The 25,289-nt window shown below is 45.3% G+C and carries 23 protein-coding genes; 14 read left to right on the forward strand and 9 right to left on the reverse strand.

Features of this window, described 5'->3' with window-relative positions:
* Window positions 1-136 precede the first annotated feature (136 nt).
* Genes L0659_RS03860 through L0659_RS03910 form a run of 11 tightly spaced genes read left to right on the forward strand, consistent with a single transcriptional unit; the run spans window position 137 to window position 9,448 of the window.
* On the forward strand, window positions 137-799 hold the full coding sequence (locus L0659_RS03860; protein ID WP_235124319.1) for a YdcF family protein: 663 nt from the start codon (window positions 137-139) through the stop codon (window positions 797-799).
* 9 nt (window positions 800-808) lie between these two features.
* On the forward strand, window positions 809-1,867 hold the full coding sequence (locus L0659_RS03865; protein WP_235124320.1) for a methyltransferase: 1,059 nt from the start codon (window positions 809-811) through the stop codon (window positions 1,865-1,867).
* Window positions 1,868-1,917: 50 nt separating this feature from the next.
* Entirely contained in the window at window positions 1,918-2,400 is a 483-nt protein-coding gene (locus L0659_RS03870; protein ID WP_235124321.1) for a hypothetical protein, read from the forward strand.
* 27 nt (window positions 2,401-2,427) lie between these two features.
* Window positions 2,428-3,336, forward strand: a complete 909-nt coding sequence (locus L0659_RS03875; RefSeq protein ID WP_235124322.1) for a hypothetical protein — start codon at window positions 2,428-2,430, stop codon at window positions 3,334-3,336.
* Between the two features lie 2 nt (window positions 3,337-3,338).
* A complete protein-coding gene (locus tag L0659_RS03880; protein WP_235124323.1) occupies window positions 3,339-4,481 on the forward strand; it encodes a beta-ketoacyl-ACP synthase III in 1,143 nt (380 codons plus the stop codon).
* Window positions 4,482-4,487: 6 nt separating this feature from the next.
* Window positions 4,488-4,886 carry a hypothetical protein gene (locus tag L0659_RS03885; protein ID WP_235124324.1) on the forward strand — a complete coding sequence of 133 codons (399 nt, stop codon included), beginning with the start codon at window positions 4,488-4,490 and terminating at the stop codon, window positions 4,884-4,886.
* Window positions 4,887-4,890: 4 nt separating this feature from the next.
* A complete protein-coding gene (locus L0659_RS26390; RefSeq protein ID WP_235124325.1) occupies window positions 4,891-5,922 on the forward strand; it encodes a BtrH N-terminal domain-containing protein in 1,032 nt (343 codons plus the stop codon).
* 10 nt (window positions 5,923-5,932) lie between these two features.
* On the forward strand, window positions 5,933-6,682 hold the full coding sequence (locus L0659_RS03895) for an ABC transporter ATP-binding protein (RefSeq protein ID WP_235124327.1): 750 nt from the start codon (window positions 5,933-5,935) through the stop codon (window positions 6,680-6,682).
* A gap of 1 nt (window position 6,683) precedes the next feature.
* Window positions 6,684-7,961, forward strand: a complete 1,278-nt coding sequence (locus L0659_RS03900; protein WP_235124328.1) for an ABC transporter permease — start codon at window positions 6,684-6,686, stop codon at window positions 7,959-7,961.
* Window positions 7,962-7,983: 22 nt separating this feature from the next.
* Complete coding sequence (locus L0659_RS03905) at window positions 7,984-8,250, forward strand: phosphopantetheine-binding protein (protein WP_235124329.1); 267 nt, start codon at window positions 7,984-7,986, stop codon at window positions 8,248-8,250.
* A gap of 1 nt (window position 8,251) precedes the next feature.
* Window positions 8,252-9,448, forward strand: a complete 1,197-nt coding sequence (locus L0659_RS03910; protein ID WP_235124330.1) for a beta-ketoacyl-[acyl-carrier-protein] synthase family protein — start codon at window positions 8,252-8,254, stop codon at window positions 9,446-9,448.
* 6 nt (window positions 9,449-9,454) lie between these two features.
* Here the strand turns inward: L0659_RS03910 and scpA are convergent, their stop codons facing one another.
* Window positions 9,455-11,599, reverse strand: coding sequence for a methylmalonyl-CoA mutase (gene scpA / locus L0659_RS03915; protein ID WP_235124331.1), 2,145 nt, complete (start codon window positions 11,597-11,599; stop codon window positions 9,455-9,457).
* The gene (locus L0659_RS03920) at window positions 11,596-12,786 is read right to left on the reverse strand and encodes a methylmalonyl-CoA mutase family protein (RefSeq protein WP_235124332.1); all 1,191 of its coding nucleotides are present in this window, start codon (window positions 12,784-12,786) and stop codon (window positions 11,596-11,598) included. The genes scpA and L0659_RS03920 overlap by 4 nt, the downstream gene beginning before the upstream one ends.
* 257 nt (window positions 12,787-13,043) lie before the next feature.
* On the opposite strand from L0659_RS03920, the gene dnaA reads away from it, so the two are divergent.
* Both dnaA and L0659_RS03930 read left to right on the forward strand, forming a co-directional pair.
* On the forward strand, window positions 13,044-14,471 hold the full coding sequence (dnaA, locus tag L0659_RS03925; RefSeq protein WP_233796895.1) for a chromosomal replication initiator protein DnaA: 1,428 nt from the start codon (window positions 13,044-13,046) through the stop codon (window positions 14,469-14,471).
* A 50-nt stretch (window positions 14,472-14,521) separates the two neighbouring features.
* Complete coding sequence (locus tag L0659_RS03930) at window positions 14,522-15,511, forward strand: GNAT family N-acetyltransferase (protein WP_235124334.1); 990 nt, start codon at window positions 14,522-14,524, stop codon at window positions 15,509-15,511.
* On the opposite strand, the gene L0659_RS03935 is transcribed toward L0659_RS03930, so the two are convergent.
* Both L0659_RS03935 and L0659_RS03940 read right to left on the reverse strand, forming a co-directional pair.
* Window positions 15,486-16,292, reverse strand: a complete 807-nt coding sequence (locus tag L0659_RS03935) for a DUF3108 domain-containing protein (protein WP_235124335.1) — start codon at window positions 16,290-16,292, stop codon at window positions 15,486-15,488. The two genes, L0659_RS03930 and L0659_RS03935, sit on opposite strands and share 26 nt — an antisense overlap.
* Before the next feature lie 14 nt (window positions 16,293-16,306).
* Window positions 16,307-17,389: an aminopeptidase gene (locus L0659_RS03940; RefSeq protein WP_235124337.1), complete on the reverse strand. Its 1,083-nt coding sequence runs from the start codon at window positions 17,387-17,389 to the stop codon at window positions 16,307-16,309.
* Window positions 17,390-17,729: 340 nt separating this feature from the next.
* Between L0659_RS03940 and recA the strand changes: the two genes are divergently transcribed.
* Window positions 17,730-18,797 (forward strand): recombinase RecA, encoded by a 1,068-nt coding sequence (recA, locus tag L0659_RS03945; RefSeq protein ID WP_235124338.1) that lies wholly within the window; start codon window positions 17,730-17,732, stop codon window positions 18,795-18,797.
* A gap of 91 nt (window positions 18,798-18,888) precedes the next feature.
* Here recA and L0659_RS03950 read toward each other — a convergent pair whose 3' ends face one another.
* The 5 genes from L0659_RS03950 to pheT form a co-directional block, all read right to left on the reverse strand.
* The gene (locus tag L0659_RS03950) at window positions 18,889-20,424 is read right to left on the reverse strand and encodes a sigma 54-interacting transcriptional regulator (RefSeq protein ID WP_235124339.1); all 1,536 of its coding nucleotides are present in this window, start codon (window positions 20,422-20,424) and stop codon (window positions 18,889-18,891) included.
* Between the two features lie 14 nt (window positions 20,425-20,438).
* On the reverse strand, window positions 20,439-22,010 hold the full coding sequence (rny, locus tag L0659_RS03955) for a ribonuclease Y (protein WP_235124340.1): 1,572 nt from the start codon (window positions 22,008-22,010) through the stop codon (window positions 20,439-20,441).
* A gap of 123 nt (window positions 22,011-22,133) precedes the next feature.
* Complete coding sequence (gene zapA / locus L0659_RS03960; protein ID WP_235124341.1) at window positions 22,134-22,445, reverse strand: cell division protein ZapA; 312 nt, start codon at window positions 22,443-22,445, stop codon at window positions 22,134-22,136.
* Complete coding sequence (locus L0659_RS03965) at window positions 22,442-22,786, reverse strand: hypothetical protein (protein ID WP_235124342.1); 345 nt, start codon at window positions 22,784-22,786, stop codon at window positions 22,442-22,444. Before L0659_RS03965 ends, zapA begins: the two co-directional genes overlap by 4 nt.
* A gap of 37 nt (window positions 22,787-22,823) precedes the next feature.
* A complete protein-coding gene (gene pheT / locus L0659_RS03970; protein ID WP_235124343.1) occupies window positions 22,824-25,253 on the reverse strand; it encodes a phenylalanine--tRNA ligase subunit beta in 2,430 nt (809 codons plus the stop codon).
* Between the last annotated feature and the right edge of the window lie 36 nt (window positions 25,254-25,289).

Here is a 25,289-nt window from a genome sequence, read left to right on the forward strand (position 1 = left end):
TTTGTAAGCTGTGATTTGTTCGCCAGGTTGGGGAGCGCTTCACAGCTTACTGTTTAACTGATAACCCATACCCGTGCGGATTTTACCTCTCATTTTCCTGGTTCTTATCACCTTATCGTTATCAGGATGTGGGAAAATGCTGTATCGGTCCGCCGCCAAGGCATTTAATAAGGGAATCAAAGAGTCACCCTATGATGCTGTTATCGTTCCCGGCTTTCCGCATAATGGTGATAAGTGGGATATGATCCTGCAAATGCGCATCCATTGGGCACATTATCTCTATTCACAGGGCTACACCAAAAACATTATTTTCTCAGGCTCTGCCGTTGCCACGCCCTATGTTGAAAGCAGGGTTATGGCCGATTATGCACACGCGCTGGGCGTGCCCCGCGAAAACATTTTTACAGAGGAGAAAGCCGAGCACAGCACAGAAAACGTCTACTATTCCTACCGCCTTGGAAAAGACCTTGGTTTTACAAAACTTGCACTCGCTACGGACCCGATCCAAACGAGCTATATGCGCAAGTTCATCAAGCGTTTCGACCTGCCGATCGGGCTTTTGCCTACTGTCATCGACACTTTAAAAATGATGAACCTGTATGAGCCCAAACTGGATCATAAATTGTCCATGCGGGAAGGATTTGTGAAGCTGTCGGACAGGGAGAATTTTTTCCAGCGCTTCCGGGGGACAATGGGCAGATACATTATCTGGCATGAGGAAGACCTTAAAAAGAAAAAGCACAGAAGAAAGTTCAAAGACAGGATGATACCCGCCTCTAGGGCGAAAAATGAACCATAAACGCGTATAATGAAAAAAGAATTGTCGGCAATTGACGCCAAGTATGAAGCACAAAAAATAGCATTTGGTCCCATGTATTTTCAGGCGGTCGTGGCGCTTCGGGAATTGGGCATTTTGCAGTTTATCAGCAGCAATCGAAAAGGTGTCAGCATTGAGACGATTATTGAAAAAACCGGTGTGTCGGAGTATGGCGTTACTTTGCTCCTTGAAGCCGCTGAGGTTCTTGATGTTGTGGAAATGGAAGAGGGGCTTGTTAAAATTACCAAGATCGGTTTTTTCCTATTAAGGGATGAGATGACGCGGGTCAACATTAACTTCATGAATGATGTATGTTATCTCGGCGCCAAAAACATGACCGAAAGTTTCAAAACCGGTAAGCCCGAGGGGTTGAAAGTGCTGGGCGACTGGCCAACGATTTACGAAGGACTTTCGATCTTACCAGAACCAGCCAAGACTTCCTGGTTCGAATTTGACCATTATTATTCTGACAATGCATTTCCGGAAGCATTAAAAATTGTGTTCAGGAAAAACCCAAAAATGATCTTCGATGTAGGTGGGAACACAGGGAAATGGTCATTCGCCTGCTGCAACCATGATCCGAATGTCCGGATTAAAATACTCGATCTTCCGGTTCAGCTCAAAGTGGCAAAGGACAATGCTGCGGAAAGAAATTTGCTTGATCGCATTGATTTTCATCCTATTAACCTGCTGGATCGCTCGCAAGAAATCCCGAAAGGCGCGGATGTGATCTGGATGAGCCAGTTTCTGGATTGTTTTTCAAAAGAACAGATCATTCAGATCCTTGAAAATGCTTGCAATGCAGCATCCGAAAACACGACGCTTTACATTCTGGAACCATTTTTTGATAACCAGGATTTCCCGGCTGCCCAGTATAGTTTGGTCGCAACATCGCTCTATTTCACGATTATGGCGAATGGAAACAGTAAAATGTATCGCGTTGAAGTGATGAAGGATCTGGCCCGTCAGGCGGGATTCGAAATCGTGGAAACTTATCCGTTGATCGGCGATAGCTATCACACTATTTTGGAATGCAGGAAACAGTCCTAGGAACATCCGGGCCTGATCATTTGTTTCAACAATAGTCTACGATTAGTTACATGAAAAGATCACTGATTATAATTCTCGTTTGCCTGACATCCTTGACTGCATTCCGTTTTGTTCAGTCAGATAAAAAGGCTTTTTACAAGGCATTATCGAGCGGGCAAGAAGCTGCTATTGATCAGGCGCTCGCAGATCTTGAAAAGGAAAAAACATCATCCCTGACCAATGCGTATAAAGGTGCATTGACGATGAAAAAGGCGGGATTCGAGAAGGGTGTGAAAGTAAAGGTCAAGACTTTCAAAAAAGGCGCTTTCATGCTCGAAGATGAAATCAAAAGCAATCCGGGCAATGCAGAATACCGGTTTTTGAGGTTAGCCGTTCAGGAACATGCGCCCAAAGTTTTGAAATACAATAAGCAGCTTGACGAAGACAAGCGGGCTGTGATAGCGGGTTACGGTAAGTTGAATAATGATCTGAAATCGATTGTTTCCAATTATGCCAAAGATTCCAAAGTGTTGAAAGAGACGGATTTAAAGTGAGAATTTAGGTAAAAGGATTGTTGATAAATGGGAAAAATATTAGTCGTAAACTACTCGCAAACCGGACAGCTGAATGAAATCATCGACCAGTTTTTATCTCCATTTGATCCGGACCGCATAGAAAGGCACCAGATTTTTCCTGTTACGCCCTACGTTTTTCCCTGGACGACCGAAGAATTTTTTGATAAAATGCCTGAATGTGTTGAGGAAGATACGATTCCGTTAAAACCAATTTCATACACAGCTCAGCAGTACGATCTGATCGTGCTGGGCTATCAGCCCTGGTTTTTGTCGCCATCGCCGCCTGTTACATCGCTGCTCAAAGACCCGACATTTCAGTCAATTCTGCGCGGAACACCGGTTGTGACTGTGATAGGAGGAAGAAATATGTGGCTTAATTCTCAGGAGAGCATTAAAAAGCTGATAAAAAATGCTGGCGGCAAGCTTGTAGGGAATATTCCGCTGATGGACAGGACGTCCAATCTGATCAGCGCATTCACTATTTTACACTGGATGCTAACCGGCAGAAAAGATCGGAAATGGAATATTTTCCCCCTGCCCGGCGTTAGTGAGCAGGATATTGAAAGCGCATCGAAATTTGGCGCAATTGTGAACAGCGCAGCAGCAAAATCGGATTACGGCAATCTTCAAAATGAGATTCTGGGAACTGGTTTAATAGAAATCCCGACGGACATTTTGTTTATAGAACAGCGTGCCAAAAAACTTTTCAGGATCTGGGCAAAATTGATCAAAACAAAAGGAACGACTCCTGCTAAGCGGAAAAGACTTGTGAGTTTTTTCAAATATTATCTGCTGATCGCATTGTTTATGGTCGCTCCTGTGATCCTTTTCGTATATAATTTGCTGATCGTGCCATTTACCGGAAATACGATTAAGAAGAAAAAACAATACTTTTGTGGTGTAGAAACCAAATAATAATGTCAGACGCATATATTACCAGAATTGCCAAGTTTTTGCCGAATGAGCCCGTTTCGAATGAAGAAATGGAAGCATATTTAGGGTATATTAATGGAAAACCTTCGAAATCCAAAGCACTTGTTTTACGCAATAACGGCATTAAAAGCAGATACTATGCGCTGCTGAAAGACGGCACACCCACGCATACCAATGCGGAATTGGCGGCGCTGGCGGTAACAAAACTGTTTGAAAAACATACATCTGAAATAAAGGAAGTTGACCTGATCAGTTGCGCCACGTCGAGCCCGGATCAGCTGATGCCTTCGCACGGTTCAATGGTGCATGGTTATTTGAAAGACACTGGTCCTGTTGAAGTTGTGTCCCCGTCGGGCGTTTGCTGCGCAGGAATGCATGCTTTTAAATACGCTTATATGTCCGTAAAACTGGGCGAAAAGCAAAAAGCAGTTGCGTGCGCTTCCGAAAGGCTTTCCCCCGTCCTGCGGGCTGACCAGTTCGAGGATGAGGTGCAGCAGCTTTTACGACTTGAAAAAAATCCTTATCTGGCATTTGAAAAAGATTTTCTACGCTGGATGCTTTCGGATGGCGCCGGCGCTTTTCTCGTTGAATCTGAGCCGAACCAAACGGGCATTTCTCTTAAAATTGATTGGATAGAGGGTTGTTCTTATGCCAACGAGCAGGAGCCTTGCATGTACATGGGCGCGGATAAGCTGGAAGACGGTTCGCTGAAAAGTTATAAAGATTTTAAAAGTGAACAGGTCCAGGAACAATCTGTGTTTAGTATCAAGCAGGATGTGAAGCTTTTAGGAGAAAAAATCGTTAAATTGGGTTTTGCAAAACTGAAAGATATCCTTGAAAAAAGGGGGATCAGCATGGATGAAGTGAGCTATTTCCTGCCGCACTTGTCCAGCTATTTCTTTGAAAACAAAATTGAAGACTTCTGTAACGAGAATGGCATGCCGATTTCAAAAGAAAAGTGGTATACCAACCTGGTTACCAAGGGCAATGTCGGCTCGGCTTCGATTTATATGATGCTTGAAGAGGTTTTTTACAGCGGGGCACTGAAAAAGGGCGAAAAAATACTTTTGGCAGTTCCAGAAAGCTCCCGTTTCTCTTATATGTTCTGTATGTTGACCGTTTGCTGATCATCCATGAAAAAGGAAGACCTTCCACAAGACCCTGGTGCTCTGGAAAAATTTACCAGGGAAGTATGCTACGTCAAAAATGCAGACGGAAAATACGAAACGGCATTAAGCAGAGGTTGGGAGGTCAAAAAGCAGGCTTTGGACAGCGCCTGGGATGATGTGAATGAGCGGATAGAGGACGCCAGAAAGGCAGTAGCGAATGGAGAGAAAAGTCCTATTTACTACTTCATGGAGCTCAGGCTGATGGATCTTTCGGTCCTTTCGGGTTACACTGGTTTTTTTCCTTTTTTTATCAAAAGACATTTAAAACCGTCCGTTTTCAAAGGATTGAGCGATCGCAAATTGGAAAAATATGCCGGTGCGTTCGATGTTGCATTGCAGGAATTGAAAAATTTTAAAGGTTGAGCCAGTGAATATTGATAGCCATACGGATGAATTCCGCCACGTTCAGACGGCGCATTGTGAGAATGGGGTTACCACGGCATTATTGCGCTATCATGGTCTGGATTTCATGACCGAGCCGCTTGCTTTCGGGATGGGTTCGGGGCTTTTTTATATTCAAATCCCTTTTCTTACTGTAAATAATGGCCCTGCTATTTCTTTCAGGACCATGCCGGGCGCTATTTTCAAGCGGACTTGCAATGCGCTTAATGTGGATGTAACGCGGAAAAAATTCTCAAACGTTGCATCAGCGGAAGCATTTCTGGATAAAAAAGTTCAGGAAGGTGTTCCGGTGGCTTGCCAGGTGGGTGTGTTTCATCTTACTTATTTCCCAAAAGAATACCGGTTCCATTTCAATGCGCATAACCTGATCGTTTTCGGACAGGAAGATAATAATTACCTGATCAGCGATCCGGTGATGGAAGATGTGACCACATTATCCAAGTCGGATCTGAGCCGCGTTCGCTTTGCGCAGGGACCATTGGCCCCGAAAGGACACATTTATTTTCCGGAACGCGTTAAGCCCGTAACCGATGATATGATCCGTAAAGGAATTGTGAAGGGAATTCGTCGCAACGTGCGTGATATGCTTAAAATTCCAGGCAATTTTGCAGGCGTGGATGGCATAAGGCACACGGCGGGGCACATTCGCAAGTGGCGTGACAAGCTCGGGCTGAAAAAAGCAAGCTTGTATCTGGGACAAATTGTTCGGATGCAGGAAGAGATCGGCACAGGCGGAGGCGGTTTCCGTTTTTTATATGGTGCTTTTCTGGAAGAAGCGTCCGCTTACATGCAGGATGACCGTTTGTCCGTTGTTTCTGAGGATTTTACCAAAGCAGGGGACATGTGGCGCGCGAGTGCAATCAAGATGGCAGGCGTTTACAAAGGACGCCTGACGGAACAAAAGGATTTTGATGAAATAGCCGATATGCTGGTGGATATCAGATTGGTAGAAAAAGAAGCGTTTCAAAAACTGTCGCGTATGAGTCTTGGTAAATGAGCACTACGATATGACCGAACCGGTTAGCATTGAAATACAAAACGTTTCTAAAAAATACAAAACCGCCCAGGAAAACAGCCTCACCGACGTCTCCCTGAACATTGCTACATCTGACATTTTTGGTTTGCTGGGCCCCAATGGTGCAGGCAAAACAACATTGATCTCAATCCTTTGCGGCATTATCCCGCCATCAGCCGGAACGGTTCACTTTTACCACCAAAACCAACTTATTACTGAACAGGAACGAAAGAGCCACATTGGTTTTGTTCCACAGGAATATGCTTTTTATCAGGAACTTACACCGCGCCAGAACCTGGATTATTTCGGGGCTATGTACAATCTTAATAAGGAAGAGCTTGAAGCGCGACGTGAGGATCTGCTTGAAATTTTGGGATTGGCCAGGTTTGCGGATAAAAAAGTCGGGTCATTTTCCGGCGGGATGAAGCGTAGGGTTAACCTGGCAATTGGCATCATTCACAAACCTGACATTTTGTTCCTGGATGAGCCTACGGTCGGTGTCGACGTGCAGAGCCGCAATGCGATCATTCGCTATCTACAGGAAATAAATAACGCCGGGACGACCATTATTTACACTTCCCACCACATGTCGGAAGCAGAGGAATTCTGCAAACACATTGCGCTCATTGATCATGGTAGGGTTATTGCTAAAGGGGACCTGACGGATCTGAGGAAAGCGCATGACGCTCCTAATCTGCAATCTTTATTCATCAAACTGACAGGGGAGGAGTACAGGGATTAATATGTTCAAGGTTTTTTCATCATTACGGAAAGAATATCTCCTCCTGATCAATGATAAGGTCGGCTTGGCGCTGATGTTTTTGATGCCGCTGCTGCTGGTATTTATCATTACCATTATTCAGGATAGTGCGTATAAGATGGTGAACGAGAACCAGATCCCATTGCTCGTTGTCAATCACGACGCTGGTAAGGAAGGTGACAAACTCGTTGCGCTTCTGAAACAATCAGGTCTTTTTAAAATCGATTCCCAGGATGCGGTTCCTGAAAAATCTTTAAAATCCGAGCTGTTATCAAGGGGGAAATTGATCGGCTTATACATTCCAAAAACATTTTCTTCCGGCTTAGAAAGCAATGCTGCCGATGTGAGCAACATCCTGATGGACGACCTGGGGCTGGAACGCGATTCGGCCAGCGCGGAAAAGGTGTCCATGCCGACGCTTTCCTTTTATAATGATCCGGTTTTACAGGAAAATTATAGCTTTTCGGTCATGGGCATTATTCAATCTTATATGAGCGTCATTGAAAATTCGCTGATGATCGATCGGATGTACACGACGATGGATCTGGGCGGGCAGTCGGAAGCGTTGAAGAAGAAAATGATTTCCAACCGGGTTAAGATCAACCAGATTGTAGCGATCAATAATAACTCAACCGCCATTCCCAATTCTACACAGCATAATGTGCCTGCCTGGACGATTTTTGCGATGTTTTTTATGGTGGTCTCCCTGGGAAGCAACATTGTAAAAGAGCGAATCAACGGCAGTTTTCTACGACTGAAAACAATGCCGACCACATTTATGCTTGTCATGTTTAGTAAAATGGCCATTTACGTGATCGTAGCGGTGGTGCAAGTGGCACTCACATTTTCAATGGGAATCTGGATCCTTCCCGAGCTGGGACTTCCCAAGCTCACCATTCCGACTAACCTTTTTGCATTTGCCAGCGTGATCCTGATCAGCAGCATGGCCGCCGTGAGTTATGCATTGATGATCGGTGCATATGCACGGACCGAGCAGCAGGCCAATGGTTTTGGGGCCATTTCCATCATTATTTTCGGGGCCATAGGAGGGATTCTCGTGCCGACGTTTGTTATGCCCGGCTTTATGCAGTTTGCGAGCAACTTTTCGCCCTTGCATTGGTGCCTGGAAGGTTTTTACATTCTTTTCCTGAAAGGCGGAAGCTGGCAGGAGCTGAAAAATGTCTTCGCCTTTCTAGGGATATTTATCCTGCTTTGTCAACTTGCCACTTATTTTAAGCTTAGGATGGAAAGAATTATTTAAGTTTGAATTCAGAAAAGAAATTATGGACATAGAAAGTTTAAAACCCGTCATTAAAGGTCAGATTGTACAATATTTGAATTTACTTGACATCAATCCGCAGGACATTAAAGATGACGAACCTCTTTTCGGCGGCGACCTCGGCCTGGATTCTATCGATTCTCTGGAACTGGTTGTGCTTCTGGAAAGAGAGTACGGCATTAAAATCACCAATCCTGCTGAGGGAAGAAAAATCCTGGTGGATGTAAACCATATGGCCGAATATATTTTGGCAAATACAAAAAAGGCTTGATATGAAAAGGGTGTTGGTAACCGGAATGGGCATTATATCAGCCATTGGTGAAAACCTTTCGGAAAATCACGCCAGTTTACGCCAGGGAAAAACGGGTATTACTACCGCTGCGCATTTTGACTCACGTTATGCAGCATTACTGCCGTTCGGTGAAATCGCATGCAGTAATGAGCGACTGAAAGAACTGCTCGGTTTGCAGGATAGCGTGGGTTATACGCGGACCGATTTGCTCGCTACCAAGGCTTTTGATGAGGCGATTACAGATGCAAACCTGTCTTCGGAGCAGCTTTCATCCTTTGATACAGCATTGATTTCCGCAACGACCGTTGGCGGAATGTGCCTGACCGATCAGCTTTACGAAGATGCCAATCTGAAAACCAGCGGTTCGGAATATCTGGAATCCTATAATTGCGCTGCGCACACCATTACATTACTCGAAAAATACAACATCAGAGGATTTTCCGACACCATTAATACAGCGTGTTCCTCGTCTGCGAATGCTATCTTGATGGGCGCGCGGTTAATCCGGTCCGGACGGGCAAAAAGGGTTATCGTGGGCGGCGTGGATAGTCTTGCCAAATACACAGTCAATGGTTTCAATTCACTCAAAATCTTGTCTGATTCAGCGTGCAAGCCATTTGATGAAAACAGGGACGGATTGAACCTGGGAGAAGCGGCAGCTTATCTTGTGCTTGAAGCTGAGGAAGTTGTCGGTGAAAAAAAGGTTTATGCAGAAGTTGCCGGCTATGGCAATGCAAATGACGCGCATCACCCATCGGCTATGTCCGACGAAGCAGTAGGAGCCGTTCTTTCCATGCGGGAAGCCATCGAATCAGCAGGAATTGGATTCGACCGCATTGACTACATTAATACGCACGGAACGGGAACGCCCAATAATGATGAGGTTGAGCTAACCGGAATGACACAATTGTTTGATCAAATCCCGCCTTTTAATTCCACGAAATCTTACACGGGGCACACATTAGGCGCAGCAGGTGCAGTGGAGGCTATTTTCAGCATATTAAGCATTGTGCACGACGAGATTTTCCCAAGCTTACATGTGGAAACCCCTATGAGCTCACACGAGGCAAAACCTGTTGCTGAATTAATTCATGATAAAAAAGTAGCATACGCGCTTTCGAACTCGTTTGGTTTCGGCGGGAACTGCACTTCGCTGGTCTTTGGAAGCGTGAATTAGATTTATTTATGACTGCATCAGTTCGTTTAAGATCTTCTGTGCGGCAATTGAAATGATCGTCCCTGGCCCGAAAATGCCTTTTACGCCCGCATCATATAAAAATTGATAATCCTGCGCCGGGATTACGCCACCGGCAATTACCATAATGTCTTCCCGGCCAATGTTCTTTAATTCCGCGATGAGTTCGGGAATGAGGGTTTTGTGGCCTGCCGCCAGGCTCGATGCGCCTATCACGTGCACATCATTTTCGGCTGCCTGTTTTGCGACTTCCCGGGGCGTTTGGAAGAGCGGACCAATGTCCACGTCAAATCCTAGGTCTGCGAAGCTTGTTGCAATTACTTTTGCTCCGCGATCGTGACCATCCTGGCCCATTTTTGCAACCAGTATCCGTGCACGCCGGCCATCCATTTCTGCAAACCGGTCCGAGAGTTCAAGCGCAGCACGAAAATTTTCGTCATCCGATGCTTCGGCTTGGTAAACACCTGATACAGAACGAATCGTGGATTTATAACGTCCGAATTCTTTTTCCATCGCATCCGAAATTTCTCCTAATGTAGCCCTTTTACGCCCTGCCTCAATGGCCAGCGCCAACAAATTGACAGACATATCCTTTCCACCTTTTTGCCTGCAAGCTTCGGTAATGTTATTCAGTGCTGCCGCAACTTCACCGGAATCGCGTTCCTTTTTTAATTTTTCCAAAGACGCAATCTGTGACAAGCGAACGGCCTGATTATCAATTTGCAAAATGTCGAATGTGTCTTTGCTGTCCGTTTTAAATTTATTTACCCCAATAATAATATCCCTACCCGAATCAATGCGTGCCTGCTTTTTCGCGGCGGCTTCTTCGATCCGCATTTTCGGAAGCCCGGTTTCGATGGCTTTCGTCATGCCGCCGAGATTTTCCACTTCTTCAATCAGCTGCCATGCTTTTTTTGCGAGCTCTTTGGTCAGATATTCCACATAATAGGAGCCGCCCCACGGGTCAACGGCCTTGCAGAGATCCGTTTCATGCTGAATGAAAAGCTGGGTATTTCGCGCAATGCGCGCCGAAAAATCGGTGGGAAGCGCCATGGCTTCGTCCAGCGAGTTGGTATGCAGCGATTGCGTGTGTCCCATCACGGCGGCCATAGCTTCAATGGTTGTGCGGGTAACATTGTTATATGGATCCTGTTCGGTGAGGCTGTAACCGCTCGTTTGGCAATGCGTTCGTAATGCCAGCGATTTTTCGTTTTTCGGACTAAATTGATCTACAATTTTTGACCAAAGCAGCCTTCCCGCCCGCATTTTGGCAATTTCCATAAAATGATTCATCCCTATGCCCCAGAAAAATGACAGTCTCGGCGCAAAATCATCAATAGCAATGCCCGCATCCAGTCCGGTCCGAATGTATTCCAGGCCGTCCGCAAGCGTATAGGCCAGCTCAATGTGCGCCGGTGCGCCTGCCTCATGCATATGGTAGCCGCTGATGCTGATGGAATTAAACTTGGGCATAAAACGGGATGTATAGGCAAAAATATCGCCCACAATGCGCATGGAAGCGGCTGGCGGATAAATGTATGTGTTGCGCACCATGAACTCCTTCAAAATGTCATTCTGAATGGTCCCGGATAATAGCTCTGGCTCAATGCCCTGTTCCTCAGCCGCCAGGATAAAAAAGGCCATCACCGGAATAACAGCGCCATTCATCGTCATCGAAACCGACATTTGATCCAGCGGGATTTGATCAAAAAGCATTTTCATATCTTCCACCGTATCAATCGCAACTCCCGCTTTGCCCACATCACCGGTAACACGCGGGTGATCCGAATCATATCCTCTGTGCGTAGCCAGGTCAAATGCAACCGAAAGGCCCTTTTGGCCGGCCGCGAGGTTTCTTTTATAAAAAGCATTTGAATCGGAAGCCGTCGAAAAACCGGCATATTGGCGGATTGTCCACGGTCGTTCCAGATACATGCTTGCATAAGGCCCCCGCACGAATGGAGGAATTCCTGCTTCGAACGCTAAATGTTCGGCATCTTCAAGATCATTTTGGTCATAAATGCTTTTCAATTTAATCCCCTCCGAGGTAATCACACCTTTACTTGCCCGTTCCTCTGGCTGTGCAGATTCGCTGGTAATAGTTGCCTGAATGTTCTTGAAATCGGGTTTCATGACTTTAATGTGGTTAACACGGATGCCTGAAAGCCTCCTGATTCTTCCATTTCCAAAAACAGTTCCCAAGCCTTGGCGGCCATATCCAGCGACATTTTTTCGAGCATGTATGAGCCCGCCGCGGGATCTGCAACATAGGCCAGTGCACTTTCGTGCGCAAGAACGGAGGATACATTGCGCGCGATCCGTGCTGAAAAGTCACCCCGATCATTCGTTTGTTCATCGTATGGCCTCACAGTCAATGCATTGCATCCGCCCATCACAGCGCTCATGGCTTCGGAGGCAGAGCGGATCATATTGGTGTAGGATGCAGATTCGGCATCATGGAATGTTGAGGTTTGCGCTTGTATAAATGGCGTGCAAAGCTCAGCAGGCAGTTGATAGGCATTTGCAATTTTTCGTAATAAAAACCGGAATGCTCTTAATTTGGCGATCTCCGAAAGGAAGTTGGTGCCTATGGAAATGGCAAAAAGGCCGCGGTTGAATGCTGTTAATGGTGAAATCCCTTTGTCTGTAATCAGATCCAGATAATTAACGGTTGCCGAAAGCAGCAATGCCAGCTCCTGCACTGGCGTCACGCCATTGTTGTGAAATAGGTGACCCTCAACCATATATGCCCGAAATTCACGCATATTCCTGCTTTGGTTCAAAACGGAAACAATAGCGTCAATGCTGTTACCAGATGACTTTCCCGTGTGCATTTCATGGGCGACCGGGTCAGATGCGATGCCGCCTTTCAGATAATAACCTGCGTTTTTGGATATTTCCTTGAAAACGTCTGCAGCGTTTTCATTCGTCTTAAAATAAACAGCCGTATCGCTTAACCGGATTCCGTGAAGTAATTTCGGGAATTCGCAATGCGCGACACTGGCATTTCCAAGATCCAGCATAATCCCATCAGCGCCATTTTCCAGCGCGTGTTTCATGGCTGCATTGGTTTGCCGTGGTTCTGTAAAATTCACCACCGGTAAGTTTTGCCAGCCTGGTATTTTTTTCTGACAAGCCTGCATAGCCGCCATTTTTTCGGGGGCAATATCCGATCGCGTAACGTAAGGATCTAAATGCAAATCGGCTCCTATGATCCAGTCAGACAATGTTTTAAGCCGCCCTTTCAATTCTTTTTCAGCCTGTTTTTCCCAGGCATCTTTACCGGAAGGGCTGAAATTTGAAAATGATAAGGCAGCCATTTCTTGTCGGATCAGGTGAAAGTGAGCGATTTTGCTTGTTAACAAAGCTACAAATTTGAAGTTACTTTTCAGTTGCGGACGTATAGTATCGCTTCCACATCATGCAGATATATACGCGCCTGATTTTATTTTGTGGGTTTGCCGATAGGTCGCCCTGGTATTAAATTGAACGTTGGTTTTAATCTGGAGAGATCAGGTATTTTTATATCTTTGCCGTCCTTTTAAATTTAGACATTCTGAATTCCTCAACTTATACATTGGAAAGAGTTAGCACACATAGAGAAGTAGACCAGATCTGGGATGCCTGCCTGAGAGTGATTCAGCAGCACATTCCGGATCAAAGTTTTAAGACGTGGTTTGAACCGATACGGCCTTTGAAACTTTACGGTAAAGTGCTTACGATTCAGGTTCCAAGCCAGTTTTTCTATGAATGGCTGGAAGATAATTATGTCAATCTTTTAAGGAAGGCATTGGATTACGCCATAGGAAGAGATGGTCTGCTGGAATATTCCATTATCGTGGATAAAGGCAATGACAAGCATCAGCCGCTTACGATGAATGTTTCCACACCTAAATCTCCCAACTCTTCAAAGCCGGATAATTTTGTAACAGACCCGAGGCTCGGGTCCAATCACAGGGATAAGGACCACGATTCGATGAACCTGGATACTTATCTCAATCCGAATTACTCATTTGATAATTTTATTGAAGGCGATTGTAACCGTCTGGCGCGGTCGGCTGGGTTTGCCGTGGCGCAGCGCCCGGGACTCACGTCGTTCAACCCGCTGATGATGTACGGCGGGGTAGGGCTGGGCAAAACGCACCTTGTGCAGGCCATCGGGAACTACATTATGAACCACTTTGATAATAAGCTGGTCTTATATGTTTCTTCCGAAAAGTTTACCAACCAGTTTATCAATTCCATCAAAAACAACACATTACAGGATTTCACCGATTTCTACATGAAGGTGGATGTGCTGGCGATTGATGACGTTCAGTTTTTGTCAGGAAAAGAAAAAACGCAGGATACATTCTTCCATATTTTTAATCATCTGCACCAGCTTGGTAAGCAGATTATTATGACCAGCGACCGGCCGCCGCGTGAGCTGCAAGGCTTGCAGGACAGGTTATTGTCCCGTTTTAAATGGGGATTGACGGCGGATCTTCAAACGCCTGATTTCGAGACGCGTATTGCCATTATCCAAAAGAAAATCCAGTCAGAAGGCATTTCGATTGATTATGACGTGATCGAATACATTGCGCATAGTGTGAATTCCAATGTGCGTGAGCTGGAAGGTGTCATCGTATCGCTCATGGCCCAGGCTTCGCTGACCCGCCGGGAAATAGACGTGGAGCTGGCCAAAAATACATTACGGAACATTGTAATGAATGAGGACAAAGAGGTGACCATTGATACGATCCAGGAAGTGATCGCTGACTTTTTCCAGGTTACCATTGCAGATTTAAAAAGCAAGAGCCGTAAGAAAGAAGTCGTTTACCCGCGTCAGCTGGCCATGTTTTTGGCAAAAGAATATACTGATCTTCCTTTGAAGTCCATCGGCTATCACTTCGGAGGCCGTGATCACAGCACGGTCATACATTCCATACAGAGTATTAACCTGCTGATGGGCGAGACGCCCGACGTGGAAGAGACATTACAAAAGCTGCGCAGTTACTTTAAATGATGATTGGCGTCTAAACAGGTTAAAAGCGTACTTAAAACCTGAATTACCCCATGACGCCATTACTACTCGAACGCACACAGATCTGTGACGCGACCTGGAATGAACACATTCGCAAATCCTTACAATGTGTTGTTTACGCCCAGACATTTTATCTTGATATTGTTTGTGAAAGTTGGAAAGCGCTCATTTGGCCCACATTTGAGCGCCCGGAAATTGTAATGCCCATTCCTATCCGCAGAAAATGGGGTTTTACGATCGTTTATCAACCTATTTTTTGTCAATATCTAGGCTTGTTTTCATTAAAGCCGCTTTCTGGATTACAGCTTGAATCTTTCATTCGCTGTATTTCGGAAGAATTTGTTTACATATCAGCTTATCATTTCAATCCGGAAAACTCAATTAGGCTATCCGCATTGGAAGCATCATTTGCCAATCTAAAATTTACCCAAAAACATACGCACTGGCTTTATTTAAAAGCCGATTATGAGCAGTTAAATGCAGGTTATTCCAAGGATCGAAGGCAAAATTTGAGGCGTAGTAAAGCCTTTAACTGGGAAATGAAGAAAAGCGCGGACATTGACCCGTTGATCAAATTATTCAATGAAAATCAAACAGCGCGTATTCCGGGGGGCGTTGATCCTGGCGCATTCAATCGCTTGAAAGCACTTTTTAAAGCATTGCAGGCGAATCAGCAGGCGGAAGTTTACTACGCTTTTTACAACGGACAAATCCATGCCGGGATACTCATTGTGACATTCGCCGGAAGAGCAATTTATTTGTTCAACGCTGCAGATCAAAGAGGGAGAAAGGGCAATGCCAGGACATTCATGCTGGATCAATATTTCCATGCCCACAATGGTAAAACGCTGATCTTCGACTTCGAAAGCCCGGAGGTTGATTCTATCACAAACTTTTATCTCAGTTTTGGAAGCACTCCGGTTTCATTCTATGCCATAAGCCGAAACGAGCTTTGGTTTCCATTAAAGCAATTTCAAAACTGGCGAAAACGCTTTTTCAGAACCAGACAAGGTCTTTTTTAAGGCCCTTATATGATTTTAAGTCCATTTCCAGTGAACCAATTTTCAGTTCAACTTCTACTTTCAACGGTATTTTGTTGGAATCATCAGAAACCCACAGCTTCATGGCGCCCTCGCCCTTGAAGAACTTGTTGTCTGGAATCAAAGGGTTGATCCTTAACACTTTTGTCTTGCCATATTTGGTCTTAATCACATCTTTTCCAACGTAACGGACACGCAGCTTGTAAACCTCCCCATCAAAAAACGTAGGAACTTCTATAACATCCCCTTCTGAAACACGGTCGAAATTGATCGTTCTTAAATAGAAATAACCGCTGATGATGTCGTGGATGTTGTTGGGGACATTATATGTTTTGGTCTCGTCCTTTACACTGGAAACGGCCTGGTCCCTGTGGTGATTGAACATCACGCGTTCGTCCTTGCGATATTTGTTCTCCTGGATCTGACGCTCAAACATATGCGGCAAGATCGCCGTCGTGTCAATGTATGACCGCCAGGTGTCGCGCACCCGGGAAATAAGATCGAACGCACCTACTGTACGTCCCGAAACACTGACCCGGAAGCAAGGCCGGTTGTTGATCATTGAAACCGATTTTCCTACCTCAACTTTGGCTTCGGCTGCATTGATAAACCCGTAATGCACCCTGTATTCAACCCTTTCGCCCGGCCCGAAGCTCTTGTTATTAATAACCCTGTTCTCAGCAGCCTGCTCTTCAAATTGCCGAAATGAGAAAAAAAGCGAAACGGTGATTAAAGCAATTATAACGATGTACGATCTCTTCATGCTAAAAACTGTAATTATAGAGAGGGATATTTTTCTTTCAAAAAGGCCAGATATTTTTTAATATTTCCTCCAAATTTTTGTTCAAACTCAATTCTAAAAATGTCCTGTTTTGACTTGTAAGTCTGATAACTGATGAAATACGCATTATTGGGCAACTTCCCATCCTGCCAGCGGTTCGCCGCCCGGCGGTTCGACGCCCGGCGGCTCGGCGCGGGCTGATTTTTGTTTGTTAACGTCCGCTTCCCCGAAAGCAGTGTATCGGCGTCTTCAAAGATGCCCGTAATGAGCGCAGTTTTTAATGAGTCATAATGCGCACTGGCTACGGGGTTTGTACCAAATGTTTTATAAAGACTGTCCAGCCGGGCTATCCCCCTAAGCATATGCCCAGAATACGCATCATTGTACTTTTTTAAATATTCGTATGTACGTAATTCCGGGGAGTCCAGACCATACTTATACTTCAAAAAGCGGATCGCGCCCTGGTCCCCGATAAAGCTGGCCAGGTTCTCATTCAGTTCCAGGTTATTTTTCACAAAAAGTGTTCCATGCGTAAGCTCGTGGAGGATGAGGTTGGCCAGACTTCCCACTCTTCTTTCCAGCATACTTGATAGGATCGGATCTTTCAGATAACCCAATGTTGACCATGCAGAAACGTCTCCAATATCTGTATCCAAGCCTTGACGCATGAGTTCGCGCTCCTCGGAGACTGCACGTGTGGAATCAAAAAAACCTTTGTAAGGAAAACTACCAATGATAGGAAAGTGCCATTTATAAGGCTCGATCTTGTATTTTTCAGATGCCGTGATCAGCCAGATCAATGGTTTACCGTGCTGATTGTAGAATGTGGTGTAGTTTTTCGAAGGCGTCAGCCCCAAAGAATCCACGCCGAATTTCTTGATCTCCTCAATCAGCCGGATCCTGGCTTTGAGGGAATCAGGGAATGCAGGGTCATTTAGCACATCGGCCACATCCTCCACATTCATCAGAATCTTCACCTGGCCTGAGGCCTGCATCCAGCCATAGCTGAGCATATCACGGTAGTAAACGCCTGCAAGGACACAAAACACTAGAACGGCAGCGAAAATCTTTTTAAACACAAATGCGGTAATTAGGTAAGAAGGCGGAATGCATCTCTAAAACAGATAATTCCGCTGCAAAATTATGGAAATTAGCCGTTAATTATTTACCGTTTATCCTGATCAAAAGCCGGTGGGTAAATCATTCCTGACACTGAATAATCGAATGTCCTAAGTTGTAAAATCCACTTGATATTATCTGTATTTATCACGTCTGAAATTATATTTTTAAAAGAAAAAGCCGTTGGATTTTTGCTTGTAATTTGGTATTTTTACACAACAAAAAGACCAGGTATCAAGCGGTTTTTGGGAATCAAAAGCCGCTTTTTTATGAACAAACTAAATTATTGTATCCGTTTTTATGGCACAACCAACCACTGATAAAGACAACAAACTTAAAGCATTACAAACCACGCTTGAAAAGCTGGACAAAACCTACGGAAAAGGCACAGTGATGCGCCTGAGCGACAGTAAGGTTTTGGATATTCCTGTTATCTCAACAGGTTCGCTGGGTCTCGACCTGGCTCTTGGGGTAGGAGGCGTTCCGCGTGGCCGTGTTGTGGAAATTTACGGACCGGAATCTTCCGGTAAGACCACATTGTCCATGCACTGCATTGCCGAGGCCCAGAAAAAAGGCGGACTTGCAGCATTTATTGATGCAGAGCACGCGTTTGACAGATCTTATGCTGAAAAATTAGGCATTGATACCAGTAACTTGCTGATCTCACAGCCAGACAGCGGTGAGCAGGCCTTGGAAATTGCAGAACATCTGATTAGCAGCGGCGCTGTGGATATCATCGTTATTGACTCTGTTGCTGCCCTTGTGCCACGTGCTGAGCTTGAAGGTGAAATGGGTGACAGCAAAATGGGTTTACAAGCTCGTTTGATGTCGCAGGCATTGCGTAAGCTGACGGGTGTGATCAACAAAACTGGATGCTGCTGTATTTTCATTAACCAGCTGCGTGAGAAAATCGGCGTAATGTTCGGTAACCCTGAGACTACAACGGGTGGTAACGCATTGAAATACTATGCTTCTGTGCGTTTGGATATCCGTCGTGTTGGTCAGATCAAAGAAAGCGCTGATCAGATCCTGGGTAACCGCACACGTGTGAAAGTGGTGAAAAATAAGGTTGCACCGCCATTTAAGGTTGTGGAATTCGATATCATGTACGGCGAAGGAATTTCCAAAGTAGGAGAGATCATTGACCTTGCAGTTGAGCTGGAGATCGTAAAGAAAGCAGGTTCATGGTTTAGCTACGATGGTAACCGTCTAGGACAAGGCCGTGACGCCGTAAAAGCGCTTATCAAAGACAATCCGGAATTGATGGATGAGCTGGAAGCGAAAGTTCGTGCGAAGGTGAACAACGAGCCGGATGCATTAATCGACACAAGCGAGCCTAATGTGGTAGACGAAGGCGCTCCCCTTTGATTTGAATACAGCTGACTTTATAAATTAGCTTGTTTTACAAATCGCATATAAAGAAAATGCCCGGTGTTTGCCGGGCATTTCTTGTTGTATATCAAAATGGTTTGCGATCGTCATCATCTTCATCGAAGTCGTAATCGTCTTCACCCGGGCCGGAAAACATGCTGCTCACCAGGTCCTGGAACTTCATTCCCTGATCCAGCGACATCTTTCCAATCAGCGAGAATTCTGCCATGCCGTGCAATGCGAATTCCATCATGAACAGTTTTTCTTCAACTCCGGAATAGGCACTTAGCATATCCACAAAATCATCCAGACCGTCAATGGTTTTCAACCGCGCCATATACTCGCGATCGGTCATGTCGCCTGGCATTTCCATTTCGTTGCCTGAGCCAAACCATTCGATTACTTTCGCATACGGATTGATCTTGCTCTTTTTACTCTTCTCAGGATCTGGGAAGAAATTCAAAAACTGCGTGCGGATTGCTTTTCCGATCAGGTTCTGTGCTACGATCACCGGACCTTCAACCTCGCCTTCATAAACAAGCTCAACCTTACCGCAAATCGCAGAAACAACGCCATAAAGGTCTGAAATACGCACATATGTGCTTTCCTCTCCATTGATCAGCGCACGTCTTTCGGCAGTGCTCAAAAGGCTTTCATAAGCAGAGATCGTCAAACGAGCGGAAACGCCGCTTTTGCTATCCACATATTCACTTTCGCGTGCCTCAAATGCAATCTGCTCGATCAATGTTTTAGCAAGCTCATTGACCTTGATCATGCCAATCTGCTCCGATTTAACGATCGCTTCCTGTTCCGTGATCTTCTTGCCCGTTTCAATTGTTTTCGGATAATGCGTCACAATCTGGCTTTCAATACGGTCTTTCAGCGGGGTAACAATGCTTCCGCGGTTGGTATAGTCCTCCGGGTTGGCGGTGAAAACAAATTGAATGTCAAGCGGCAAGCGCAACTTGAAACCACGGATCTGAATGTCGCCTTCCTGCAAAATATTGAAAAGCGCAACTTGTATCCTGGCCTGCAAATCGGGAAGTTCGTTGATTACAAAAATGCCGCGATGCGAGCGGGGGATAAGGCCGAAATGGATTACCCGTTCGTCCGAATAAGGCAGTTTCAATGTTGCTGCTTTAATAGGGTCCACGTCGCCGATAAGGTCGGCTACGGAAACATCCGGGGTCGCCAACTTCTCAGTATAGCGCTCATCCCGGTGCAGCCAGGCTATTTCTGTGTCGTCGCCATATTCCTCCACAGCATCTTTTGCAAACCTGGATAAGGGTTGCAAAGGATCATCATGCAACTCCGAATTCTTCACGTAAGGAATGTATTCGTCCAGAAGATTAATCATCATCCGGGCAATCCGCGTTTTAGCTTGTCCGCGCAATCCCAAAAAATTAATGTTGTGCATCGACAGGATCGCACGCTCCACATCAGGAATTACAGTTTCCTCATAACCCCAGATGCCAGGGAAAATATTTTCTTTGTTTTTAATCTTAACGATCAGATTATCACGCAGTTCCTGCTTAATAGATCTGGATTGATAACCTGCATTTTTAAGTTCACCGAGCGTTTGGATTTCCAAAAGCTCTGAACTACTAAGAAGTGAGTAACTCATGTATTTTAGGCTGATTAACGCGCATACGCTACTGAACGCATCTCACGGATTACTGTAATTTTTATCTGTCCGGGATACTGCATTTCCTTTTCAATTTTTTGCGAAATATCAAAAGAAAGCATCCCTGCCTTTTCATCCGAAACATTATCTGCATCAATGATCACGCGCAATTCACGACCCGCCTGGATCGCATAACATTTTTCAACACCCTCAAATGACAATGCCATGTTTTCAAGGTCACGAAGCCTCTGAATGTAAGACTCCATCATTTCGCGGCGTGCTCCCGGGCGAGATCCTGAAATTGCATCGCACACCTGAATGATCGGGGAGAGAATGCTGGTCATTTCAATTTCATCGTGGTGGGCGCCGATCGCGTTGCACACTTCCGGATTTTCCTTGTATTTTTTAGCAAGCTCCATACCCAATATTGCGTGGGGAAGATCTGATTCTTCCGGCCAGACCTTACCAATATCGTGCAGCAGACCAGCTCTTTTTGCCAGTTTCGTGTTCAATCCAAGTTCAGATGCCATTGTAGCACAAAGCTTCGCCACCTCACGTGAATGTTGCAGCAGGTTTTGCCCGTAAGACGAGCGGAAACGCATACGGCCGATCATCTTAACAAGCTCAGGGTGAAGTCCGTGGATGCCCATGTCGATCACAGTTCGTTCACCGATCTCCACGATCTCGTCATCAATGTTCTTGCGTGTTTTGGCAACGACTTCCTCAATCCTGGCCGGGTGAATCCTTCCATCCTGAACAAGACGATGAAGCGAAAGCCTTGCAATTTCTCTTCTTACCGGATCAAATCCGGAGATAACGATCGCTTCCGGAGTGTCGTCCACAATGATCTCAACGCCCGTTGCGGCTTCCAGAGCACGAATGTTACGGCCTTCACGTCCAATGATCTTACCCTTAATATCGTCGTTTTCAATGTTGAAAACAGACACGCAGTTTTCGATCGCGTGTTCCGCAGCCGTGCGCTGAATAGTTTCAATAACGATTTTCTTAGCTTCTTTCGTAGCAGTAAGACGGGCTTCTTCCATCGCACTTTTGACATACGATCCGGCCCTTGTATCCGCCTCTGCTTTCAATGCGTCTATTAATTGCTCGCGCGCCTGGTCGGCAGTAAGGTTGGCGATTTTTTCAAGCTGGGCAACTTGCTGGTGCAGTGATTTTTCTGCTTCTTCGCGGCGTTTTGTGGCCGTTTCAAGTTGCTGGTTTAGATTGGTTTTAAGCGCTTCAAGCTCATTTTCGCGGCGCTTGTTTGCCTCAATCGTCTGGTTAAGGCTTTGCTCGCGTTGTTTTAGTTTCTGCTCGTTGGTTTGGAGGATCACGCGCTTCTTGTTAGCATCCTCTTCAAACTCGCCTTTCAGTCTCAGGTATTTTTCCTTGGCTTCAAGGATACGGTCTTTTTTTATGTTTTCGGCAGCGCTTTCGGCATTACGGAGAATTTCGGCTGCGCGTTCCTGCGCTTCTTTTTCTTTCTGATCAAAAGATCGCTGAAAGATGTACTTGCCTGCGAAAATCCCCACACCAATGGCGATAATGTCGGACAGGACGAGGATGAAAACTAATGAATTTGACATTTCAGTAATGGTTATATATAGTTGGTTTTACCGACTAAACCGCGTGAAAATGCCGAAGGTGGAAGTATTGAAAGAAGATAAAGAGTAATCCGTATAAAATAAAGGTTTTGTGGTGTTGAGCTTTCAGCCTTCTATTGCGCTGGTAATGGTTTCGTCAAGCTTTTCTACCCTGTTTTTAAAAGCCATCACCAAGTTATCCATTTGCTCCTGGTCCCGTTGTAATGCTACAAGGCATTCAATAGAAGTAAGTGCAATTGCTTCAATGTCACCGTATACTTTTCCTTTTAATTTATGCTGCTGCACGCGTTGCATGAACACCTCATACCCATCCCTGTAGAATTTCTCCTGATCCGCCGGAACGCTCAGTTTGAAACCCCTGTCCAGCAGTTTTATAAAGACAGAAACGTCCGGATTGGGTATGTTATTTTTTTTCATAAGGTATCTTCAAGCAATTCTATGCACTTATCGATCTCTTGTATATATCTTTCAACTGAGTCTTTCAGTTCGGCGATTCCGCTTGTTGGTGTCAGTTTACTAGTGACAATTTTAGCGAAACTTTTAGACTTATTAAAGTCTTTTTCCAAACTAGTGTATTTTTTCTTTATTTCTTTTGCTTCTTCCTTGAGGTGTTGATTGGATGCACGGAGCTCGGCATTTTCACGCTGCAGCTCTGATATTGACCAGCTTAGTTTCTCTTTGGTGTTGATCAGGAACTCGAGTTTTTTCTCAAGGTCGGTCAACTTGTGTTCAATGATGCGCTCGATGCTCCTTTCCATTTTTTGGCCTTAATAATGCTGTCAAACCAAAACTCCTTTATTTCCTGATCACTGCCTCGAATTCCCGCTCGTAAGCGGAAATCAACCGCTGCATGGTTTTGTCAATCACCTTGTCGGTCAATGTTTGCTGATCGTCCTGCAAAATGAAGCTCACCGAATACGATTTCTTTCCTTCCAGGTTCGCCCCTTCGTACACATCAAACACGTTTACCGCGCGCAGAAGCTGCCTTTCGGTTTTATAAGCAATCTGGCGCAGTTCCTCAAAAGTGATTTTTTTATCAACCACAACAGAAAGATCGCGACGCACTTCAGGGAACTTGGCTACTTCTTTATACTGGACAAACGCATCATATTGTTTGAGCATATAGTCCCAATCAAAATCCGCATAAAAAACAGGCGCCTTAATGTCGAGCTTCTTACCAATGGCCGCATTAAGCTGCCCGAATGTCACAACCGGCTTGCGGTTCAATGTCAGTGTTGTTCCAAATTTAAAGATAGCCGCATCCGCCTCGGTTCTCTCCACGTCCTTGATCTTTACAGAAGACAAAACCTGCATCACAAAACCTGCCAGATCATGGAAAACCACTTCCCGCGATTTCTCAAACCAGCTTTCCTGTCCAATGTTGCCCGTTAGGAAAACGGCCAGCCTTTCTCTCTCGACGTATTTTTCGCCGATCTCATTATAGGTTTTGCCAAATTCAAAAAGCTTCAAATCCTTCTGGCGGCGGTTGCTGTTGTAAGCAATGACTTCCAAACCTGAGAAAATCAGGGTCTGGCGCATTATAGACAAATCTTCACTCAGGTAATTCAGGATTTTAACCGGGTTACCCTGAATGCTTTCAGCTAATGAGGCGTGGTAATCAGGCTTCGTGAGTGAATTATTGATCATTTCGTTGAAACCATTTGCTACCAAAAGTTCAGCAACGCGCAGTTTCAATTTTTCAGGATCATTAACAGGGAAATCTGACAGATAATCTGAGCTAAGCGCATCCGAAAGTTCAACCTGGCCGAAACCATAAATGCGCAAAATTTCTTCAATCACGTCCGCTTCCCGTTGCACGTCCACGCGATAAGGCGGCACGATCGCCGTAAAGCCCGTTTCGGTCTGGTCCTGAATTTGAATGTCAAGCCCAGTCAGAATGTTGCTAATAAGTGTTTTATCCAATGATTTACCAATCAACCTGTCGATGTTGCGGTAAGTCATTTTTACCTGAAAATCTGCAACGGGTTCAGGATAAATGTCCGTAATGTTTGAAGAAACAGTTCCGCCTGCGATTTCCTGAATAAGCAATGCTGCCCTTTTTAATGCATATAAAGGCATGTTAGGATCAGTCCCACGCTCGAAACGGAAAGAAGAATCCGTTTTTAATGCATAGCGCTGAGCCGTCTTACGAACCCAGATCGGCGAGAAATAAGCGGATTCAAGAAAAATGGATGTTGTTTCGTTAGTAACGCCCGAAGTAAGCCCGCCGAAAACCCCTGCAATGCACATAGGCTCCGGAGTCCCGTCCGCCCCTGCATTGCAGATCATCAGATCCGAATCCGAAAGTTTCCTTTCCACGCCATCCAGCGTCACAAATGTTGTCCCGGCAGGCACAGTGGTTACAATTACCTTATTACCAATCACCTTTTCGGCATCAAATGCATGCATAGGCTGGCCCAGCTCGTGGCAAATGTAGTTTGTGATGTCTACGATGTTGTTAATCGAGCGGATTCCAATGATTGCCAGTCTTTGTTTGAGCCAATCGGGCGACTCGCCCACTTTTAGTCCGGAAATGGTTAGGCCGCTATATCTGGGCGCTGCTTCTGAATTTTTTACTTCAACTTCAAATGGCAGGCTTTCATTATTGACTGCAAAAGCATCAACGGACGAAAGTTTTATGTCGCGATTAAAATAGGCTTTCAGATCACGCGCAACGCCATAATGCGATGCAGCGTCCGCGCGGTTAGGCGTAAGGCCGATTTCTATTAAATAATCAGAAGAAATGCCAAAGTATTCGCTGGCTGGCGTGCCGTTTGGCAGGTCAGTATTAAGGACTAAAATCCCGTCGTGCGATGTGCCGACGCCTAATTCGTCTTCGGCGCAGATCATTCCTTCTGAAAGCGCGCCTCTGATTTTTGATTTTTTTAAAACCAATGGCTGATCACTTCCGGTCGGATATAATGTCGCTCCCACAGTCGCTACAATCACTTTTTGACCGGCAGCTACATTCGGCGCGCCGCAAACAATGGATAAAGGATTTTCAATGCCTACATCAACGGTCGTCAGGCTGAGACGGTCGGCTTCGGGATGTTTTTCGCAGGTAAGCACCTGGCCGATGACAACGCCTTGCAGACCTCCTTTGATGGATTCAATCTCTTCAATGCTTTCAACTTCCAGCCCGGTTGCGGTCAGTATTTTGCCGATTTCTTCGGGAGATTCTGTTATATCTATTAATTCTTTAAGCCACTTATAGGAGATCTTCATGCGAATGCTTCAAAAATAGGTTTTCAACCGGCAGTT

This window comes from Dyadobacter sp. CY347 (assembly GCF_021502655.1).
Taxonomy (GTDB): Bacteria; Bacteroidota; Bacteroidia; order Cytophagales; family Spirosomataceae; genus Dyadobacter.